The sequence below is a fragment of the Roseivivax halotolerans genome (assembly GCF_900115815.1).
Lineage (GTDB): Bacteria > Pseudomonadota > Alphaproteobacteria > Rhodobacterales > Rhodobacteraceae > Roseivivax > Roseivivax halotolerans.
Genome location: NZ_FOXV01000003.1, coordinates 315,044 through 331,231, shown reverse-complemented (window position 1 = coordinate 331,231; position 16,188 = coordinate 315,044). Strand labels below are relative to the sequence as shown.

General features: G+C 65.2%; 18 protein-coding genes. 10 read left to right on the top strand and 8 right to left on the bottom strand.

Annotation, left to right across the window (positions count from 1 at the left end; all coding sequences use genetic code 11):
* Positions 1-10: 10 nt before the first annotated feature.
* From BM171_RS06580 to BM171_RS06570, 3 genes are all read right to left on the bottom strand, one after another.
* The gene (locus BM171_RS06580) at positions 11-805 is read right to left on the bottom strand and encodes a DUF533 domain-containing protein (protein WP_093010028.1); all 795 of its coding nucleotides are present in this window, start codon (positions 803-805) and stop codon (positions 11-13) included.
* Between the two features lie 70 nt (positions 806-875).
* The gene (locus BM171_RS06575) at positions 876-1,838 is read right to left on the bottom strand and encodes a CorA family divalent cation transporter (protein ID WP_175497501.1); all 963 of its coding nucleotides are present in this window, start codon (positions 1,836-1,838) and stop codon (positions 876-878) included.
* Between the two features lie 12 nt (positions 1,839-1,850).
* Positions 1,851-3,269, bottom strand: a complete 1,419-nt coding sequence (locus BM171_RS06570) for a protein adenylyltransferase SelO (RefSeq protein WP_093010026.1) — start codon at positions 3,267-3,269, stop codon at positions 1,851-1,853.
* Positions 3,270-3,368: 99 nt separating this feature from the next.
* On the opposite strand from BM171_RS06570, the gene BM171_RS06565 reads away from it, so the two are divergent.
* Complete coding sequence (locus BM171_RS06565; protein ID WP_093010025.1) at positions 3,369-3,908, top strand: CBS domain-containing protein; 540 nt, start codon at positions 3,369-3,371, stop codon at positions 3,906-3,908.
* A gap of 4 nt (positions 3,909-3,912) precedes the next feature.
* On the opposite strand, the gene BM171_RS06560 is transcribed toward BM171_RS06565, so the two are convergent.
* The 3 genes from BM171_RS06560 to BM171_RS06550 all read right to left on the bottom strand — a co-directional run bounded on the left by BM171_RS06560 (position 3,913) and on the right by BM171_RS06550 (position 6,010).
* Positions 3,913-4,362 carry a GNAT family N-acetyltransferase gene (locus BM171_RS06560; protein WP_093010024.1) on the bottom strand — a complete coding sequence of 150 codons (450 nt, stop codon included), beginning with the start codon at positions 4,360-4,362 and terminating at the stop codon, positions 3,913-3,915.
* 95 nt (positions 4,363-4,457) lie between these two features.
* The gene (locus tag BM171_RS06555; protein ID WP_093010023.1) at positions 4,458-5,072 is read right to left on the bottom strand and encodes a glutathione S-transferase family protein; all 615 of its coding nucleotides are present in this window, start codon (positions 5,070-5,072) and stop codon (positions 4,458-4,460) included.
* A complete protein-coding gene (locus tag BM171_RS06550) occupies positions 5,069-6,010 on the bottom strand; it encodes a nucleoside hydrolase (RefSeq protein ID WP_093010022.1) in 942 nt (313 codons plus the stop codon). Before BM171_RS06550 ends, BM171_RS06555 begins: the two co-directional genes overlap by 4 nt.
* A gap of 217 nt (positions 6,011-6,227) precedes the next feature.
* Here BM171_RS06550 and zwf point away from each other — a divergent pair, with 217 nt between their 5' ends.
* The 4 genes from zwf (at position 6,228) to BM171_RS19170 (ending at position 10,807) form a co-directional block, all read left to right on the top strand.
* Positions 6,228-7,679, top strand: coding sequence for a glucose-6-phosphate dehydrogenase (gene zwf / locus BM171_RS06545; RefSeq protein WP_093010021.1), 1,452 nt, complete (start codon positions 6,228-6,230; stop codon positions 7,677-7,679).
* Positions 7,680-7,744: 65 nt separating this feature from the next.
* A complete protein-coding gene (pgl, locus tag BM171_RS06540) occupies positions 7,745-8,416 on the top strand; it encodes a 6-phosphogluconolactonase (RefSeq protein WP_093010020.1) in 672 nt (223 codons plus the stop codon).
* Between the two features lie 4 nt (positions 8,417-8,420).
* Complete coding sequence (gene pgi, locus BM171_RS06535; protein ID WP_093010019.1) at positions 8,421-10,004, top strand: glucose-6-phosphate isomerase; 1,584 nt, start codon at positions 8,421-8,423, stop codon at positions 10,002-10,004.
* A 134-nt stretch (positions 10,005-10,138) separates the two neighbouring features.
* Positions 10,139-10,807 carry a PRC-barrel domain-containing protein gene (locus BM171_RS19170; protein WP_245760198.1) on the top strand — a complete coding sequence of 223 codons (669 nt, stop codon included), beginning with the start codon at positions 10,139-10,141 and terminating at the stop codon, positions 10,805-10,807.
* 51 nt (positions 10,808-10,858) lie between these two features.
* On the opposite strand, the gene BM171_RS06525 is transcribed toward BM171_RS19170, so the two are convergent.
* Entirely contained in the window at positions 10,859-11,281 is a 423-nt protein-coding gene (locus tag BM171_RS06525; RefSeq protein WP_093010018.1) for a cupin domain-containing protein, read from the bottom strand.
* 107 nt (positions 11,282-11,388) lie between these two features.
* On the opposite strand from BM171_RS06525, the gene BM171_RS06520 reads away from it, so the two are divergent.
* The 5 genes from BM171_RS06520 to BM171_RS06500 all read left to right on the top strand — a co-directional run bounded on the left by BM171_RS06520 (position 11,389) and on the right by BM171_RS06500 (position 15,913).
* Entirely contained in the window at positions 11,389-12,012 is a 624-nt protein-coding gene (locus tag BM171_RS06520) for a holin-associated N-acetylmuramidase (RefSeq protein WP_093010017.1), read from the top strand.
* Positions 12,003-12,539 carry a holin family protein gene (locus BM171_RS06515; protein WP_093010016.1) on the top strand — a complete coding sequence of 179 codons (537 nt, stop codon included), beginning with the start codon at positions 12,003-12,005 and terminating at the stop codon, positions 12,537-12,539. Before BM171_RS06520 ends, BM171_RS06515 begins: the two co-directional genes overlap by 10 nt.
* A 73-nt stretch (positions 12,540-12,612) precedes the next feature.
* Positions 12,613-14,577 carry a heme lyase CcmF/NrfE family subunit gene (locus tag BM171_RS06510; RefSeq protein WP_093010015.1) on the top strand — a complete coding sequence of 655 codons (1,965 nt, stop codon included), beginning with the start codon at positions 12,613-12,615 and terminating at the stop codon, positions 14,575-14,577.
* The gene (locus BM171_RS06505) at positions 14,574-15,053 is read left to right on the top strand and encodes a cytochrome c-type biogenesis protein (protein WP_093010014.1); all 480 of its coding nucleotides are present in this window, start codon (positions 14,574-14,576) and stop codon (positions 15,051-15,053) included. The genes BM171_RS06510 and BM171_RS06505 overlap by 4 nt, the downstream gene beginning before the upstream one ends.
* An 83-nt stretch (positions 15,054-15,136) precedes the next feature.
* Complete coding sequence (locus BM171_RS06500; protein ID WP_093010013.1) at positions 15,137-15,913, top strand: enoyl-CoA hydratase-related protein; 777 nt, start codon at positions 15,137-15,139, stop codon at positions 15,911-15,913.
* A gap of 4 nt (positions 15,914-15,917) precedes the next feature.
* Here BM171_RS06500 and BM171_RS06495 read toward each other — a convergent pair whose 3' ends face one another.
* Positions 15,918-16,169 (bottom strand): hypothetical protein, encoded by a 252-nt coding sequence (locus BM171_RS06495; protein WP_093010012.1) that lies wholly within the window; start codon positions 16,167-16,169, stop codon positions 15,918-15,920.
* Between the last annotated feature and the right edge of the window lie 19 nt (positions 16,170-16,188).

Below are 16,188 nucleotides of genomic sequence, written 5' to 3'. Positions count from 1 at the left end.
GCAGGCTGGCTCAGACGTAGAGCGGCTTGTTGCCCATCTGGACATGCAGCGCGTTCACCGTGGGCTCGTCGAGCCCCAGCGCCTGCGCCAGCCGGTCTAGATATTCGGCTTCCTCGTCCGTATCGACGCGGATCGTCATCAGCGAAGCGGAGTAGACCGGCATCTTCTGCGATTCAGGCGTGGCGTCGGCGAGGCCCTTGATGTCGATGGGAGCTTCGAGCTCGGCCTTGATGAAGGCGAGGTCTTCCTCGGTCGCATCGTCGCCCACAAGCTCGAGAATCTTCGCCTTCTCCTCGGCATCGATATGACCGTCGGCCTTGGCCGCCTGGATCATCGCGCGCAGCATGAGGCCGGCGCTCTTTTCGAGCTCGGGCGCGGATTTCTCCATGTTGAACTGGTCGAGGAGGGCGCCCGCGCCCTTGCCGCCCATCGCCGCCGCGCCACCGGCCGCGGCCAGCATGCCCGCGAAGCCACCGCCGCCCGTCGACGGCATCGAAGACAGAAGGCCCTTCTGCGCGCCGCCTTGCCCCGCCTGGTTTCCTTGCCCGCCCATCATCGAAGACAAATCGAAGCCCGCCGTGCGAAGGTTCGCCAACAGCGCCTGCATCGGGGCGGCCGCCTGGGTCGCGCCCTGCTGCATCTGGTCCGTGACCTGGCTGCCCGCCTTGGTCGCGGGATGCGCGCCCTTGATCTGTGCGCCGCCGCCGATCAGTCCTTGCAGGCCCTTGCCGCCCGACATCCGGTCGACGCCCCGCGCGGCGGCATATCCCAAGGCGACTTTGGTGAGAGTTTTCATCAGGCCCATGGCTTAGCTCCTGTTCGAGGCGTTTGGGTGAGAGGGTTGCACAAAAGATGTGGCAGCGCAGCCCATAAGGTTAGAATAGTCGGAAGGCGCGAAGGACAAGGAAGACCCCGCCTCCGAGCGCGATACTGCCGAGGGTCAGAAGCGCAAAGGCCGAGGGCGTCTCGACTCCGGGCATGCCCGCGACGTTGACGCCGAAAAGCCCGGTCAGGAACCCCATCGGCAGAAAGACCGCCGCGACGATGGAGAGGGCGTAAGAGTTCTTGGCGAGCCGCAGGTTGCGGGCCTGATCGAGATGATCGTTGAGCGCTTCGAGCCTGTCACGGGTCGATTGCACTTCCTCGACGGCGCGTTCGGCGCGGTTCGCGATCTCTTCCAGATCCTCGCGCGCCTCGGGTCCGATCAGGCTCATGTCGGGCCGTGCCAGGCGTGCAAGCGCCTGCGCCTGCGGTCCGAGAAAGCGGCTGAGACGGATGACCGTGCGGCGCATCTCGGGCAATTCCTTCGAGGACGGGTCGCGGTCGTCGAGGAAAAGGATGTCCTCCAGCGTATCGACACGGTTTTCGAGCGCGACGCCATTTTCCTCGATCCGGCTTGTGAAGTTCTCGGCCAGCGCGACGAGCAGCATGTCGGCACTGGCGGGCAGGTGGCCGGCCTTGCCGCGCGCCTCGAGATCCTGCGCGGCGAAGACGCGGCGCCGACGCACGGTCACGAACAGCGTCTTGGACGCCCAGATCCGAAGCGCGACCATGTCGTCGCGATCCTCACCCTCATTAAGGTTCAACCCGCGCAGCACAGCGATCACCCCACCATCATGCGCCAGTGCGCGCGGTCGGGTTTCGGGCTGGACGAGCGCTTCGGCGGCGCGCTCGGGCAGGTTGGCGAATAGCCAGTCTTCGAGCGCGGGATCGCCTAGATCGAGATGAATCCAGCGCAGCGCGCCTTCGGGCTGCGGTGTGAGCGGATCGGCGGGCTTGGTGCTGCCATCCTTCGCAATATCAAAAGCGCAGACAGGCTGAATCGTGCTTGGTGGCAAGCGCATTCCCCCTCAGGTGCCGCAGAAGGTCGCCGGGACAACCTCGTCTGGCAATGGAGCGCGAGCCAGATCCTCCGCCTCGGGCTGATCGTCGAACGGACGGGCAAGCACGGCGTTCATGCGGTGGAAGGGCGCATCGTCGCCGGCAACGGCCGAGGCGATCATCGCTTCGATCCGGTGGTTGCGGGGGATGAAGGCGGGATTTGTGCGGCGCATCAGGGCTTCGGGCTCGGTCTCATCCGCGATCCGCTCCTGCCAGCGCTTTGCCCAGCCGTCGAAGGCGGCGCGATCCGTGAACTCGTCGCGGCCTGCGCCTCGGGAGAGGGCGCGGAAGGTGTTGGTGAAATCGGCCTGGTTCTCCTGCATGAGCGTCAGAAGCTCGGCAACCAGCATCTTGTCCTCGGCGCGCGGCTCGGAGATGCCGATCTTGGCGGCGAAGCGCGCCTCCCATTCGGCGCGGATGAGATCGGGCATGGCATGCACCTGGTCGGTGAAGCGTTTGACCGCCGCTTCCTGATCCTCGCACAGCGGCACAAGCGCCGTCGCGAGCTGCGCCATGTTCCAGACGATGATATCGGCCTGGCTCGCATAGGCGTAGCGCCCCATCCGGTCGATCGAGGAGAAGACCCGGTCCGGGTGATAATCGTCCATGAAAGCGCAGGGGCCGTAATCGATGGTCTCGCCCGAGAGCGTGCAATTGTCGGTGTTCATGACGCCGTGGATGAAGCCGACGCTCATCCATTGCGCGACAAGGGCTGCTTGTTTCGCGATCACACGATCCAGAAGACCGTGCGGATCGGCGGCGTCCGGGTAATGCCGTGCGACGGTGTAATCGTAAAGCGCGCGGAGCGCGTCGTAGTCGCGGCGGGCGGCAAAGATCTGGAACGTGCCGACGCGGATATGACTCGCCGCAACGCGCGTCAGGACCGCGCCGGGCAGGGGGCCTTCGCGAAGGATGTTCTCGCCGGTGCGGACCGCCGCCAGTGCCCGCGTGGTCGGCACGCCAAGCGCATTCATCGCCTCGGAGACCACGTATTCGCGCAAAACTGGCCCGAGCCAGGCGCGTCCGTCGCCCATCCGGCTATAGGGTGTGCGGCCCGATCCCTTGAGCTGAATATCTCGGCGGATGCCGGATCTGTCGACGACCTCGCCCAGAAGCAGCGCGCGACCGTCGCCGAGCTGCGGGTTGAACGTGCCGAACTGGTGCCCCGCGTAAAGCTGCGCGAGGGGCTCTGCGCCCTCCGGGTTCTCGTTGCCGCCGAAGATGCGCGCCAGCGTCTCGTGATCGGCCTCGCCGATGCCGAGCTCGGCGGCCAATTCGCTGTTGAAGGCGACAAGCGACGGCTCGGTGACCGGCGTCGCATCGAGCCGGGTGTAGAAGCCATCGGGCAGGCGGGCGTAGGAATTATCGAAGGGGATCGCGAAGGTCATAGCAGGGATATAGGCCGGGCATTGCAGCTTCGCAAAGGGTTGGCTCTTTGGCGGGGCACGCTAGCTCCTTGAATTGACCGAGAAAGAAGGAGATCCCTCATGGCTGCGACGGACCGTGTCGGAATGGCGATCAAGGATCGTCCGGAATTCAAGAGCAAACCCAAGCCCCTGACCATGCCCGAAGGCGAAACCGTTCTCGCCGCGGTGAAGGCGATGAACGAGAAGAATTACGGCTCGGTCATGATCGTGGACGAGGGCAACAAGGTGATCGGCGTGGTGACCGAGCGCGACGTCATGCGAAAGATCGTCGGGTCCGAGAAGAACGCGGCCGAGGTCAAGCTCTCCGAGATCATGACCCGCGATCCGCGCGTCGCGAAAGAGGACGACGATCTCATCGACTGGCTTCGCATCATGTCGAACGAGCGCTTCCGCCGCCTCCCGGTCGTGGATGCCGAGGGACGGATCAAAATGGTCTTCACGCAAGGCGATTTCGTCAGCTACACGTGGCCGGATCTCATTTACCAGGCCAAGGAGCTGGCCAAGGCGAGCGTCGGCAGGAACTACCCCGTCTGGATGATCGGGGGCGGGATCATGCTCTACTCGATCCTCATGGTGATCGTCGTCGCTTCGATGAGCTGACCGCTCACCGCAGGATGCGCGACATGAACACGTAACCGTCGCGCGTCTTGAACCGGGCGCGGGAATAGAAGTTTTGCGCCTGGTCGTCCGATTGCGCCACCTCGAGATGCAGAGCGTGGACGCCCGCATCCTTCAGCGCCTTGGCGATCTCGTTGAGCGCCTCGCCGCCCATGCCGCGGCGGCGCACTGCGGGGCGCACGTAAACCTCGTCGACGATGGCGTCGAGCCCGCCGAACTCGACCGACCAGCCGAAGGTGATGACGATATAGCCCACCGGGGCCTTGCGCGGCCCCACGAGCCAGATTGCCCCGTGCGGCGAGCCGTCGAGGAGCGGCGCGATCGCCTGCGCCTGATGCTCGGCATCGGTGCCGAAGCCCATTTCGGTATGGAACGCCGCGACGAGAGGCAGAAGCTTTTCCGCGTCGCCGGGACTGGCAAGATGAAGCGATTTCATGGGGGCCTTTCCTGCGCGCCGCTTTGGGCTGTGCACTAGGCCATTCGCCCCGTCTGCGAAAGGGGGCGACCCTGCGATCGGCGAAGCCCCGCGGCTCAGGCGGGAAAGAGCGCCTCGGGCCGCGTCTCGACCGGCAGATCGCGCATCCTTGTCAGCCATGCCGCCATCGCGGCTGACGGGGTCTGCCCCGCCTTCTCGACCCACTGGACATAGCCCCAAACCGCGCAATCGGCGATACCCGGCGCGTCGCCGTGGAAGAACGGCGCATCGCCGAGCAGAAGATCGAAGCGGTCGCGATCCACCGCGAAGCGGCCCTCGAGCCACGCGACAGCGCCGGGCGGCAAGGGGGCCGCTCCGGTCCTGCGCGCTTCGATCAGCTGCGGCAGGCACATGCCGATCCGGTTGGCTTCCCAGAATAGCACCTCCCGCGCGCGGCGCATCCCCGCCGCGTTGTTTCCGCCCAGGCCGGTCAAACGCTCTCCAAGGTCGAGCAGGATCGCACCCGATTGCACATGCGGCGCACCGTCGATCATCAGGCAGGGCACTTCGGCGGCAGGGCTGGCGGCAAGAAACGCTGCATCCCGCGTCTCGCGTGGGGCCCAGATGTCGATGCGCTTGGTCTCGTGCGCTTGGCCCGCAAGGCGCAGCGCCAGCGCGACCTTGCACGCATGGCCCGAATCCGGGTGTCCATAGAGTAGAAAGCCGCTCATAGCCGCCCAATCCGGTCCGTCAGCAGCGCGAAGAACCCGTCCGCATCGAGATCGCCCATGAATGTGGCGTTCGGCGGTCGGCCGGAGACGCCCCACCAATCGGCGACCGTCATGCCGAGTGTCAGCTCGGAGGTGGTCTCGATCTCCACGTTGATGTGGCGTCCCGAGAAAAGCTCGGGCTTGATGAGATAGGCGGTCACGCACGGATCGTGCAGCGGCGCACCTTCGGAGCCGTATTTCTCCTTGTCGAACCTCTCGAAGAAATCGGTCATCTCGGCGACCGCGACCCCGGCCGGGGTGCCGAGCGCACGGAAGGCGTCGTTCCGGGGCTTGGTGACCAGCGCCTTGTGCGTGACGTCGAGCGGCATGACGGTGATCGGCGCACCGCAGCCGAAGACCTGTTTCGCCGCCTCGGGGTCCACGTAGATGTTGAATTCGGCGGCGGGGGTGATGTTGCCCACCTCGAAATAGGCCCCGCCCATGAGCACGATCTCCTTGATGCGCGGGGCGATGTCGGGCGCGCGGTCCAGTGCGGTCGCGATATTGGTCAGCGGCCCGAGCGGGCAGAGCGTGACGCTGCCTTCGGGTTCCTCGCGAAGCGTGTCGATGATGAAATCGACCGCATGCCGGTCCTGAAGCGGCATGGTCGGCTCCGGCAGGGTGGGGCCGTCAAGACCCGTCTTGCCATGCACATGCTCTGCGGTCACGAGATCGCGGCCAAGCGGGCGGTCGCACCCTGCGAAGACGCGGGTGTCCGGTTTGCCCGCGAGTTCGCACACGATGCGCGCGTTCTTCGTGGTCAGCTCCAGCGGCACGTTGCCCGCGACCGTGGTGATCCCGAGCACTTCGATCTCTTCGGGCGAGGCCAGCGCGAGCAGGATCGCGACCGCGTCGTCCTGGCCTGGATCGGTGTCGATGATGATCTTGCGCGGCGCCATGCGTATCTCCGATCGGTATTGTCGCAATGTGGTGGCATGGCCCGTCTCGGACGGCAAGCGCGTCAAGGCATTAGACAGGGCGGCCAAGTTGGGCTAACCCGTCAGTGCGCGTGCGTTAGCGCTAACTAAATCGCGTCCTTTCCGGTCAGGGCATTGCGAATAGACGCATCTGCCGGGCAGGAAGGGCACAAGACAGGACGAATCGGAGCAACGGTCCATGGTATCCCGCGTCATCCCGGTCGACAGTTTCGACCTCGTCATCTTCGGCGGCACCGGCGATCTGGCCCGCCGCAAGATCCTGCCAGGTCTTTTCCGCCGATATTGTGCCGGACAGGTTCCGCCCGAGGCCAAGATCATCGGCGCCGCACGCTCTGAAATGAGCGTCGAGGAATTCCGCGAGATGGTGCGCGCCTCGATCGAGGAATTCGGATCGACCCCGCACGAGCCCGGTCAGCTTTCGAGCTTTCTCGAGCGTGTTCATTACGAAGCCGTGGATGCGACAGGGGATGACGGCTGGGAGGCGCTCAAGAGCCATCTGCGCGACGACACTATCCGTGCTTTCTATTTTTCGGTCGGCCCGTCGCTGTTCGGCGCGATCGCAGAGCGGCTTCGCGACAAAGGTCTCGCCGACGCGGAAAGCCGGATCGTGGTGGAAAAGCCTTTCGGTCACGATCTGGCCTCGGCCAAAAGCCTGAACGCAACGCTCGCCCAGCATTTTGACGAGACGCAGATCTACCGGATCGACCATTATCTCGGGAAGGAGACGGTGCAGAACCTCATGGCCGTCCGTTTCGGCAACATGCTGTTCGAGCCGTTGTGGAATTCCCAATACGTCGACCATATCCAGATCACCGTGGCCGAGACCGTGGGTGTCGGCGGGCGCGGATCCTATTACGACAAGTCCGGCGCGATGCGGGACATGGTGCAGAACCACCTGATGCAGCTTCTGTGCCTTATCGCGATGGAACCGCCCGCGAAATTCGACCCCGACGCGGTTCGGGACGAGAAGCTCAAGGTGATCCGCGCGCTCGATCCGGTGGAACCGCACCACATGGTGCGCGGCCAATATGCCGCCGGCGGGGACGAAGAGGGCTACCGCGTACACGTCGAGAACGAGAAGTCGCGCACGGAAAGCTTCGTCGCGATGCGCGTGAATATCTCGAACTGGCGCTGGGCAGGCACGCCCTTTTACCTGCGTACGGGCAAGCGGCTGCGCGCACGAACCTCCGAGATCGCGGTCGTCTTCAAGGATGCGCCGCATTCGATCTTCGGCGCGGATGCCGGACGGCACCGGAACGTTCTGTCGATCCGGTTGCAGCCGAACGAGGGCATGACCCTCGACGTGACGATCAAGGAGCCGGGCCCCGGTGGCATGCGCCTTGTGGACGTGCCGCTCGACATGACCTTTGCCGACGCGCTCGGCCCCGATACCGAGGCGGTGCCCGACGCTTACGAACGGCTCATCATGGACGTGATCCGGGGCAACCAGACGCTGTTCATGCGCGGCGACGAGGTGGAGGCCGCCTGGGCCTGGACCGATCCGATCATCGAGGGATGGGAGGCGCGCGGCGACGTGCCGAAACCCTATGATCCGGGTGGGCCGGGGCCAGAGGACAGCCTCATGCTCCTGCATCGTGACGGCCGGCGCTGGCGCGAGATCAAGGCATGACGAGGGCCGGTGCGGGCTGTTAGCCTCACCGCGACGTAGACACCGGTTCGGACGGAGAGACCCCAATGGAGTTCATCAGCTATCCCGACCGCGAGGCGCTCGCGATCAACCTGGCCAACAAGATCGCCGGCGAGCTGCGCTCGGCGCTGTCGCAGGCCGAGCGCGTGACCTTTGCCGTGCCCGGCGGCACCTCCCCGGGGCCGGTTTTCGACGATCTCTGTTCGGTGCAGCTCGACTGGTCGCGGGTCGACGTGATGCTGACAGACGAGCGCTGGGTGCCCGAGGACAGCGAGCGTTCGAACACGCGGCTCCTGCGCGAGCGCTTGCTGGTGGAGAAGGCCGCCGACGCACGGCTCCTGCCGATGTACATGCCCTGCCAGACACCGGAAGAGCGTCTGGACGAGATCGCGGAGATCATCGCGCCCGAGTTGCCGCTGTCGGTCGTGCTTCTGGGAATGGGCGCTGACATGCACACGGCATCGCTTTTTCCCGGCGCGGACCGGCTGGAGGATGCGCTCGACAAACGCGCGCCGATCCTGATGCCGATGCGGGCCGAAGGTGCGCCCGAGCCGCGCGTGACGCTGACCGCGCCCGTGCTCAATGGCGCGCTGTCGAAACATATCCTGATCTTCGGGCAGGAAAAGCGCGAGGCGCTGGAACGGGCGCGCGGGCTGTCGCCCTCTGAGGCTCCGATCAAGGCCGTCCTTGGCGGCGCAACCGTGCACTGGGCGGAGTAGAGCCATGTTCGAAGACTTGCAGGCACTGGCGAGAAAGACCGAAGATCGCCGGATAGAGGGCCTTTTCGCCGAAAATCCGAACCGTGCCGAGGAGTTCAGCCTCAAGGCCGCGGGCATGCTCTTTGATTATTCCAAGACGCAGGCGGACGAGCAGATCCGCGCCGCGCTTCTGAACCTTGCAAGCGCGCGCGGCGTCGAGACGCGCCGCACGGCGATGTTCACCGGCGAGCCGATCAACGAGACCGAGGGCAGGGCGGTTCTGCACACGGCGCTGCGCAATCTCTCCGGCAGCCCGGTGCACGTCGATGGCGAGGACGTCATGCCCGAGGTTCTGGCAACGCTCGAGCGGATGGAAGCGCTCGCGGAGGAGCTGCGCGGCGCGTCCGTGACCGACGTCGTCAATATCGGCATCGGCGGCTCCGATCTCGGCCCGGCAATGGCCTACACGGCGCTGTCGCCCTATGCGGAAGGCCCGCGCTGTCATTTCGTCTCGAACGTGGATGGCGCGGATATCGCCGATACCTTGCGCGGGCTCGACCCCGAGACGACAATGTTCATCGTCGCCTCCAAGACCTTCACCACGATTGAGACCATGACCAATGCCCGCACCGCGCGGGCCTGGCTGATGGATCGCGGCGTGGAGCCCGAGACGCGTTTCGTCGCGCTGTCCTCGAACAAGGAAGAGGCCGCCGAGTGGGGCATCCCCGAGGCGCGTGTTTTCGGTTTCGGCGACTGGGTCGGCGGGCGCTACTCGATGTGGGGGCCGATCGGGTTGTCGTTGATGATCGCCATCGGTCCCAAGGCGTTCCGGGCCTTCCTGAGCGGCGCGGAGGAGATGGACCGCCACTTCCAATCGGCGCAACTGCACGAGAACATGCCGGTGCTCCTCGCGCTAATCGGCATCTGGCACAACCAGGTGCTCGGGCACGCGACCCGCGCCGTGCTGCCCTATGACGACCGGCTCGCCCGGCTTCCGGCCTACCTTCAGCAGCTCGAGATGGAGAGCAACGGCAAGTCCGTCGCGATGGACGGAACGCCGCTGCCCTACAACAGCGGTCCCGTCGTCTGGGGAGAGCCCGGCACCAACGGGCAGCATGCTTTCTATCAACTCATCCACCAGGGCACACGCGTGATCCCTTGCGAATTCATGGTCGCTGCGAAAGGGCACGAGCCTGAGCTCGGACACCATCACGACCTTCTGCTCGCCAATTGCCTCGCGCAGTCCGAGGCGCTGATGCGCGGGCGCAGTCTCGAGGACGCGCGAGAGACCGTCGCGGGCAAATTCGAGGGCGCTGAGCTCGAGCGGCAGGCGCGCCATCGCGTGTTCCCCGGGAACCGGCCGTCGACGACGCTGATTTACGGTCAGCTCACGCCCGAAACGCTCGGCAAGATTGTCGCGCTCTACGAGCACCGGGTCTTCGTCGAGGGCGTGATCCTCGGAATCAACTCCTTCGATCAGTGGGGAGTGGAGCTTGGCAAGGAGCTGGCCTCCTCGCTCGGACCTGTTGTGACGGGCGAGCGATCCGCCGAGGACAAGGATGGCTCCACCCGGCAACTGATCGAATTCGCGTCGCTTTACCGCGACTGACGCATGATCCGCGCGAACGCGTGAGGCCGCTCACTGTTCCGTGAATTTCGTGAGTATTTTTTGCTCAATAAGCGGAACGCCGCTCCCGATTTCGTGTTCTTTGCTCAGATGCACGAGATTGAAAGGAGTATCTCATGACACGTCTTATGACGTCCGCACTCGCCCTGACGATGGTTGCGGGCACCGCGTTCGCCCAGGAATCCGACGACAACATGGACGACGCCGCTCAGAATGCCGAGCAGGCGGTCGAGAACGCGGGTGAAGCGACCGAAAACGCCGCTGAGGACGCGGCCCAAGCGACCGAGAACGCAGCTGAAGATACCGCTCAGGCAACTGAAAACGCTGCGGAAGATGCCGCTCAGGCGACCGAGAATGCCGCTGAGAACACCGAGCAGGCGGCCGAGAACGCCGGTGACGAGATCTCCGAAGAGACAGCCGAGATGACCGGCAACGCCGAGGACGCGCAGCTCATCCGTACGCGCGACATCACCGACGGACCCGTCTACTCGGTCAACTCCGAAGAGGGCGTCGAGAACTTCGGCGCAGAGACCTACGAAGAGGTCGGCTCCGACTGGAACCAGATCGGCACCATTGAAGACGTGGTCCTGACGCGGAGCGGTGAATTTCGCGGGCTCGTGATCGAGGTCGGTGGCTTCCTCGACCTTGGCGACAAGCACGTTTTCCTGGAAATCGACGATGTGCAGCTCGTGCCCGTCGATGACCGCAGCTACGCGCTCGCCATCGGCCAGAGCGAAGAGCAGCTGGAAGAGATGGAAGGCGTCGATGAAGGCTTCTGGAATTAAGGTTCCACGTCTCTCACGTTATCAAGGCCGGGCCCCAGCGCCCGGCCTTTTTCATGCGCCAGGTATGTCGAACCCTTCCGGTGCCAGCTCGAACCCTTCGAAGCGGAAACCGGGCGATACCGTGCAGCCGACCAGCGTCCAGTCTCCGGTCGACCGCGCCGATTGCCACGCCCTTTGCGGCACGGTGATCTGGGGGCGCTGGCCGGTCTCGAAATCGGACCCCAGCGTGAACTCGGTGACCGGGCCCTGATCGGTGTCGGCGATCTTCAGTGTCAGCGCCGCGCCGGCATAGAAGTGCCAGATCTCGGCGGCATCGACGCGGTGCCAATGGCTCACCTCGTCTCCTTTAAGAAGGAAATAGATCGCCGTGCCCGAGGCGCGTTCCTCTCCGGGCCCTTCCCAGGTCTGCCTGTAATGTCCGCCTTCGGGATGTGGCTCCAGCCCCAGAAGCGTAATGATTTCATCCGCGTGCATGTCGCCATCCCCTGATCCGTGCCGGCTGCGAACGCCGATGGAGCCCGCTATTAACCCGTTCGCGCGAGCTTTGCCGCCTCACTATCCAGAGGCAAGAGGCAAATCCGATGAGCTCACCCAAGTCCGACGTCCGGCGCATCGCCGAAGAGATCGTGGCGCGTGAAGGCGGCTACGTGAACGATCCGGACGATCCCGGCGGCGCAACGAAGTATGGCGTCACCCTTCACACGATGCGCCGGCTCGGCCGCGATCTCGATGGCGATGGCCGTGTCGGGGTGTCGGATGTGAAGGCGCTGAGCCGCGCCGAGGCGACGGAAATTTTCCTGCAGCACTATTTCCACGCCCCAGGCATCGCGAACCTGCCGGAGCCATTACAGGCAAGCGTCTTCGACATGCAGGTGAATGCCGGGTCCAATGCGATCAAGATCCTCCAGCGACTTCTCTGCGAGATGGGCTGGCGCGTGGCGGTGGATGGGGCGCTTGGCCCCGAGACCTGCGGCGCGGCGCGCGAGGCCCATGACCAGGCAGGTGCCTATTTCGTCGATGCCTACGGAATCGCGCGGCGCAACTACTATTTCGCGCTGGCGGACCGCCGCCCGGCCTCACGCAAATACGCCCGGACCCGCGCTGGCGGGAAGGGCGGCTGGATCTCGCGGGCGGAAGAGTTCATCGCGTTGCGCTATCACCTCAGCCAGCGCGACTTCGAGCGGAGGGTCGCGGCATGGGGATGATGGAGCTGCTGTTCGGCACCGGCCGGAACGTCGTCGCGGAAACCGTCGAGGTGTTTCGCGCCAATGCCGAAGGCGAAGCGGAACGCGGGCAGGCCCTTCGCGAGGCCGCCCTCAAGCAATTCGGCGCGGAGTTTGCTTTGCCGAGGAAAGGAGTATTCGACCAGGTGATCGACGGGCTCAACCGTGTTCCGCGCCCGGCGATGGCCCTGGGCACGATCGGGCTCTTCATCGCGGCGCTCGTGGATCCGGTTTGGTTCGGCCAACGCATGGCGGGGATTGCACTCGTGCCAGAGCCGCTCTGGTGGCTTCTGGGCGCGATCGTCAGCTTCTATTTCGGAGCGCGTCACCAGGCGAAGGGACAGGACTTCCAGCGCGACGTCGCGCTGACGATGGCGGCCGCGCCGCGCGTGATGGCGGATATGAAGGCATTGGAGACACTTCGTGCCGCTGAGCCTGAGAGGCCCGAGGAAACGCAGCCCCTGGAACCGAATGCAGCGCTTGCCGAATGGCGGGCCCGCGCCGGCTGAGACGCGCGACAAGTTGAACCGGGGCGGGCTGCTCCCCATTGGCCCGCCCCATTTTTCGTGCCTATAACAGGGCATGATTACAGAGCTTGGCCATTTCGCCCTGATCCTCGCGTTCCTCGTGGCGCTCGTGCAAACGGTGGTGCCGCTTGTCGGCGCGCACAAACGGTGGAGCGGCTGGATGGCCGTGGGCGAGCCAGCGGCGACGGCGCAATTCCTGCTGGTGGCCTTCTCCTTCGGCGCGCTCGTCCATGCCTTCGTGACGTCGGATTTCTCGCTCAACCTCGTCATGCAGAACTCGCATTCGGCCAAACCGATGCTCTACAAGATCTCCGGTACCTGGGGGAACCACGAGGGTTCGATGCTGCTCTGGGTGCTGATCCTGGCATTGTTCGGGGCGATGGCCGGCTGGTTCGGCGGCAACCTGCCCGAGACGCTGAAGGCCCGTGTCCTCGCGGTGCAGGCCTCGATCGGTGTGGCGTTCTATGCCTTCATCCTCTGGACCTCGAACCCCTTTGCGCGCCTTGCCGTGCCGCCTTTCGACGGACAGGATCTCAATCCGCTCTTGCAGGATCCCGGGCTCGCCTTCCATCCGCCATTTCTCTATCTCGGCTATGTCGGTCTATCGATCTGCTTCTCCTTCGCGGTTGCCGCGCTCATTGAAGGGCGCGTCGATGCCGCATGGGGCCGCTGGGTTCGACCCTGGACGCTCGCGGCCTGGATCTTCCTGACCATCGGCATCGGCATGGGCTCCTGGTGGGCCTATTACGAGCTTGGCTGGGGCGGCTTCTGGTTCTGGGATCCGGTCGAGAACGCGTCCTTCATGCCCTGGCTTTTCGCAGCGGCGCTGCTGCATTCGGCGATCGTGGTCGAAAAGCGCGAGGCGTTGAAAGCCTGGACGATCCTTCTGGCGATCCTCGCCTTCGGATTCTCCCTGATCGGCACGTTCATCGTGCGCTCGGGCGTGCTCACCTCGGTCCACGCATTCGCGAACGACCCCGAGCGCGGCGTCTTCATCCTGATGATCCTCATCGCCTTCACCGGCGGCGCGCTCACGCTTTTCGCCGCGCGGGCGAGCGCGATGCAGGCCAAGGGCGTCTTCGGGATGGTCAGCCGGGAATCCGCGCTGGTGGCCAACAACATCCTACTGGCGGTCTCCTCGCTCGTCGTCTTCGTCGGCACGATCTGGCCGCTCATCGCGGAGATGGCGTTCGACCGGAAGCTCTCGGTCGGCCCGCCGTTCTTCAACGCGGCCTTCACGCCCTTCATGCTGATCCTCGGGCTGATCCTGCCCTTTGGCGCGATGATCTCCTGGAAGCGCGGCAAGCTGGGTCGCATCGGGCGAAGCCTTCTGCCGGTGCTGCTCCTGGCCTTCGCCATCGCGGGGCTGGCCTGGGCGATGCAAACCGGACGCTCGCTGCTGGGGCCGGTCGGGCTCTTCCTCGGCGCCTGGCTCGTCGGCGGCTCGGTGGTGGATCTCTGGTCGCGTACCGGACAGTCGCGCGATCTCAAACGGCTTGCCCGCCTGCCGCGCGCCGATTGGGGAAAGAGCGTGGCACATGCGGGGCTCGGCATCCTTTTCGTTGGGGTCGCCGGACTGACGGCCTGGGAGTCGGAGGACATCCGCACGGCGCAGATCGGAGAGACCTTCGATGTCGGAGCCTTCACGCTGACGCTGAATGCCGTGGATCGCGTTCAGGGGCCGAACTACGTCTCCACGATGGCGAACGTGACGCTGGCCAAGGATGGGCGCGAGGTGGCTGTTCTGACGCCCGAGAAGCGCAATTACCCGGTGGCGCGGATGCCCACGACCGAGGCTGCGATCGACTACCGCTTCCTGCGCGATGTCTACGTTGTGATCGGCGACCGTCAGGATGACGGCGGCTGGGTCGTTCGGACATATATCAAGCCCCTCGCAAACTGGATCTGGGCGGGCTGCCTCATCATGTCGCTCGGCGGCGCGCTCAGCCTCTCGGACCGGCGTTTCCGCGTGGCCGCCGGGGCGAAGAAGACCTCTCGGTCTGCGGTGCCGGCGGAATGAGGGTCGCGCGCTCATTCACCCTTGCGGCCGTCTTCGCGGCGTCTCTGACATCGACCCTGCCGGCAGTGCAGCCCGATGAAGTGCTCGACGATCCGGCGCTCGAAGCGCGGGCGAGGGAGATCTCCGAAGGTCTGCGCTGCCTCGTTTGCCGCAACGAATCCATCGACGAATCCAACGCCTCGCTCGCGCGGGATCTGCGTCTGCTCGTGCGCGAGCGGCTGGAAGCTGGCGATACCGACGAGGAAGTCGTCGACTTCATCGTGGAGCGCTACGGCGAATTCGTTCTCCTGAACCCGCAGGCCGATGGCTGGAACTGGCTCCTCTGGGGGGCGGGCCCGCTCATGGGGCTTATCGCCCTCGGTCTTGGCCTCGGCTATTTGCGCGGCCGCTCTCGCGCCGAGGCGCAGGCAGAAGCGGGACTGAGCGACGCAGAGCAAGCCCGCCTCCGTGAACTTCTGGACGGCGACAGCCGCTGATCCGCCCTTCCGTGACGCCGCGTTGCGCTTTGCCTTTCCCCGCGGGCGCGTGTTTGATGCGCGCGACAAGGAGGACAGGGCCCATGCAATACGAAACGCTTTCCTACGAGGTCGCAGACGGGGTGGCTGTCGTCACCATGAACCGTCCCGACGTGATGAACGCGCTCAACACCCAGATGCGCGCCGAGATCACCCACGCCGTCAAGCGCGGCGGAGAGGAGTCGCGCTGCGTCGTCCTGACCGGCACGGGCCGGGCCTTCTGTTCGGGTCAGGATCTTGGAGATCGGTCCAATGCCGCCAATCTCGATCTCGAACGCACGCTTCGCGACGAATACGTGCCGATGCTACGTGCGATCGTGGACAGCCCGGTCCCGACGATCTCGGCGGTCAACGGGGCGGCAGCGGGGGCAGGGGCCAATCTTGCGCTCGTTGCCGATGTGGTCATCGCCACCGAAAGCGCCTTCTTCAGCCAGGCCTTCACGCGGATCGGGCTCATCCCCGATGCGGGCGGCACCTGGGCACTGCCGCGGCAGATGGGGCTCGCCAAGGCGATGGGCGCGGCGCTTTTCGCTGAGAAGATATCCGCGCGGCAGGCTGACCAATGGGGCATGATCTGGGAAGCGGTCGCGGATGATGAGTTCGACGCGCATTGGCGCGCGCGGGCGGCGCATCTCGCCAAGGGGCCGACCGCGGCGTTTCAGAAGGTCAAACAGGCCATGCATGCGAGCTTCGAGAACGATCTCGAGGAACAGCTCGCGCTCGAGGCGAAGCTGCAGGGTGAATGCGGCCAGACCCGCGACTTCAAAGAGGGTGTGCTCGCCTTCCTCGAAAAGCGCCCCGCTGCCTTCGAGGGGCGCTGATCGCTCAGAACCGATAGGTGATGCCGCATCCCGCGACGGTCGCGAGCCCGTCGCGGAGCGAGGCGTCTCCCGGTCCGCGGATATCGGCCATCTCCTTGGCGACACCGGCCAGCAGCGTCACGCCGCACGCTTCCAATGGATCCAGACCGTCCGCCTGTCCGATTTCCGTGATCGCCCGTCCGGCGAGGAAATGCGCCCGCTTGTCGTCTTCGGGCAATGCCATGAGGCCGAAGGCAAGGAAAACCAGCTGTTCCATTCCGCAAACTCCACTGACT

Excerpts from the sequence above, each read along its gene's own strand:
- BM171_RS06525 (WP_093010018.1), bottom strand. The coding sequence starts at position 11,281 with ATGCACGCGGATGAAATCATTACGCTTCTGGGGCTGGAGCCACATCCC.
- BM171_RS06510 (WP_093010015.1), top strand. The coding sequence starts at position 12,613 with ATGATTACAGAGCTTGGCCATTTCGCCCTGATCCTCGCGTTCCTCGTG.
- BM171_RS06580 (WP_093010028.1), bottom strand. The coding sequence starts at position 805 with ATGGGCCTGATGAAAACTCTCACCAAAGTCGCCTTGGGATATGCCGCC.
- BM171_RS06570 (WP_093010026.1), bottom strand. The coding sequence starts at position 3,269 with ATGACCTTCGCGATCCCCTTCGATAATTCCTACGCCCGCCTGCCCGAT.
- BM171_RS06515 (WP_093010016.1), top strand. The coding sequence starts at position 12,003 with ATGGGGATGATGGAGCTGCTGTTCGGCACCGGCCGGAACGTCGTCGCG.
- BM171_RS06505 (WP_093010014.1), top strand. The coding sequence starts at position 14,574 with ATGAGGGTCGCGCGCTCATTCACCCTTGCGGCCGTCTTCGCGGCGTCT.
- zwf (WP_093010021.1), top strand. The coding sequence starts at position 6,228 with ATGGTATCCCGCGTCATCCCGGTCGACAGTTTCGACCTCGTCATCTTC.
- pgi (WP_093010019.1), top strand. The coding sequence starts at position 8,421 with ATGTTCGAAGACTTGCAGGCACTGGCGAGAAAGACCGAAGATCGCCGG.
- BM171_RS06555 (WP_093010023.1), bottom strand. The coding sequence starts at position 5,072 with ATGAGCGGCTTTCTACTCTATGGACACCCGGATTCGGGCCATGCGTGC.
- BM171_RS19170 (WP_245760198.1), top strand. The coding sequence starts at position 10,139 with ATGACACGTCTTATGACGTCCGCACTCGCCCTGACGATGGTTGCGGGC.
- BM171_RS06495 (WP_093010012.1), bottom strand. The coding sequence starts at position 16,169 with ATGGAACAGCTGGTTTTCCTTGCCTTCGGCCTCATGGCATTGCCCGAA.
- BM171_RS06500 (WP_093010013.1), top strand. The coding sequence starts at position 15,137 with ATGCAATACGAAACGCTTTCCTACGAGGTCGCAGACGGGGTGGCTGTC.
- BM171_RS06565 (WP_093010025.1), top strand. The coding sequence starts at position 3,369 with ATGGCTGCGACGGACCGTGTCGGAATGGCGATCAAGGATCGTCCGGAA.
- pgl (WP_093010020.1), top strand. The coding sequence starts at position 7,745 with ATGGAGTTCATCAGCTATCCCGACCGCGAGGCGCTCGCGATCAACCTG.
- BM171_RS06550 (WP_093010022.1), bottom strand. The coding sequence starts at position 6,010 with ATGGCGCCGCGCAAGATCATCATCGACACCGATCCAGGCCAGGACGAC.
- BM171_RS06520 (WP_093010017.1), top strand. The coding sequence starts at position 11,389 with ATGAGCTCACCCAAGTCCGACGTCCGGCGCATCGCCGAAGAGATCGTG.
- BM171_RS06560 (WP_093010024.1), bottom strand. The coding sequence starts at position 4,362 with ATGAAATCGCTTCATCTTGCCAGTCCCGGCGACGCGGAAAAGCTTCTG.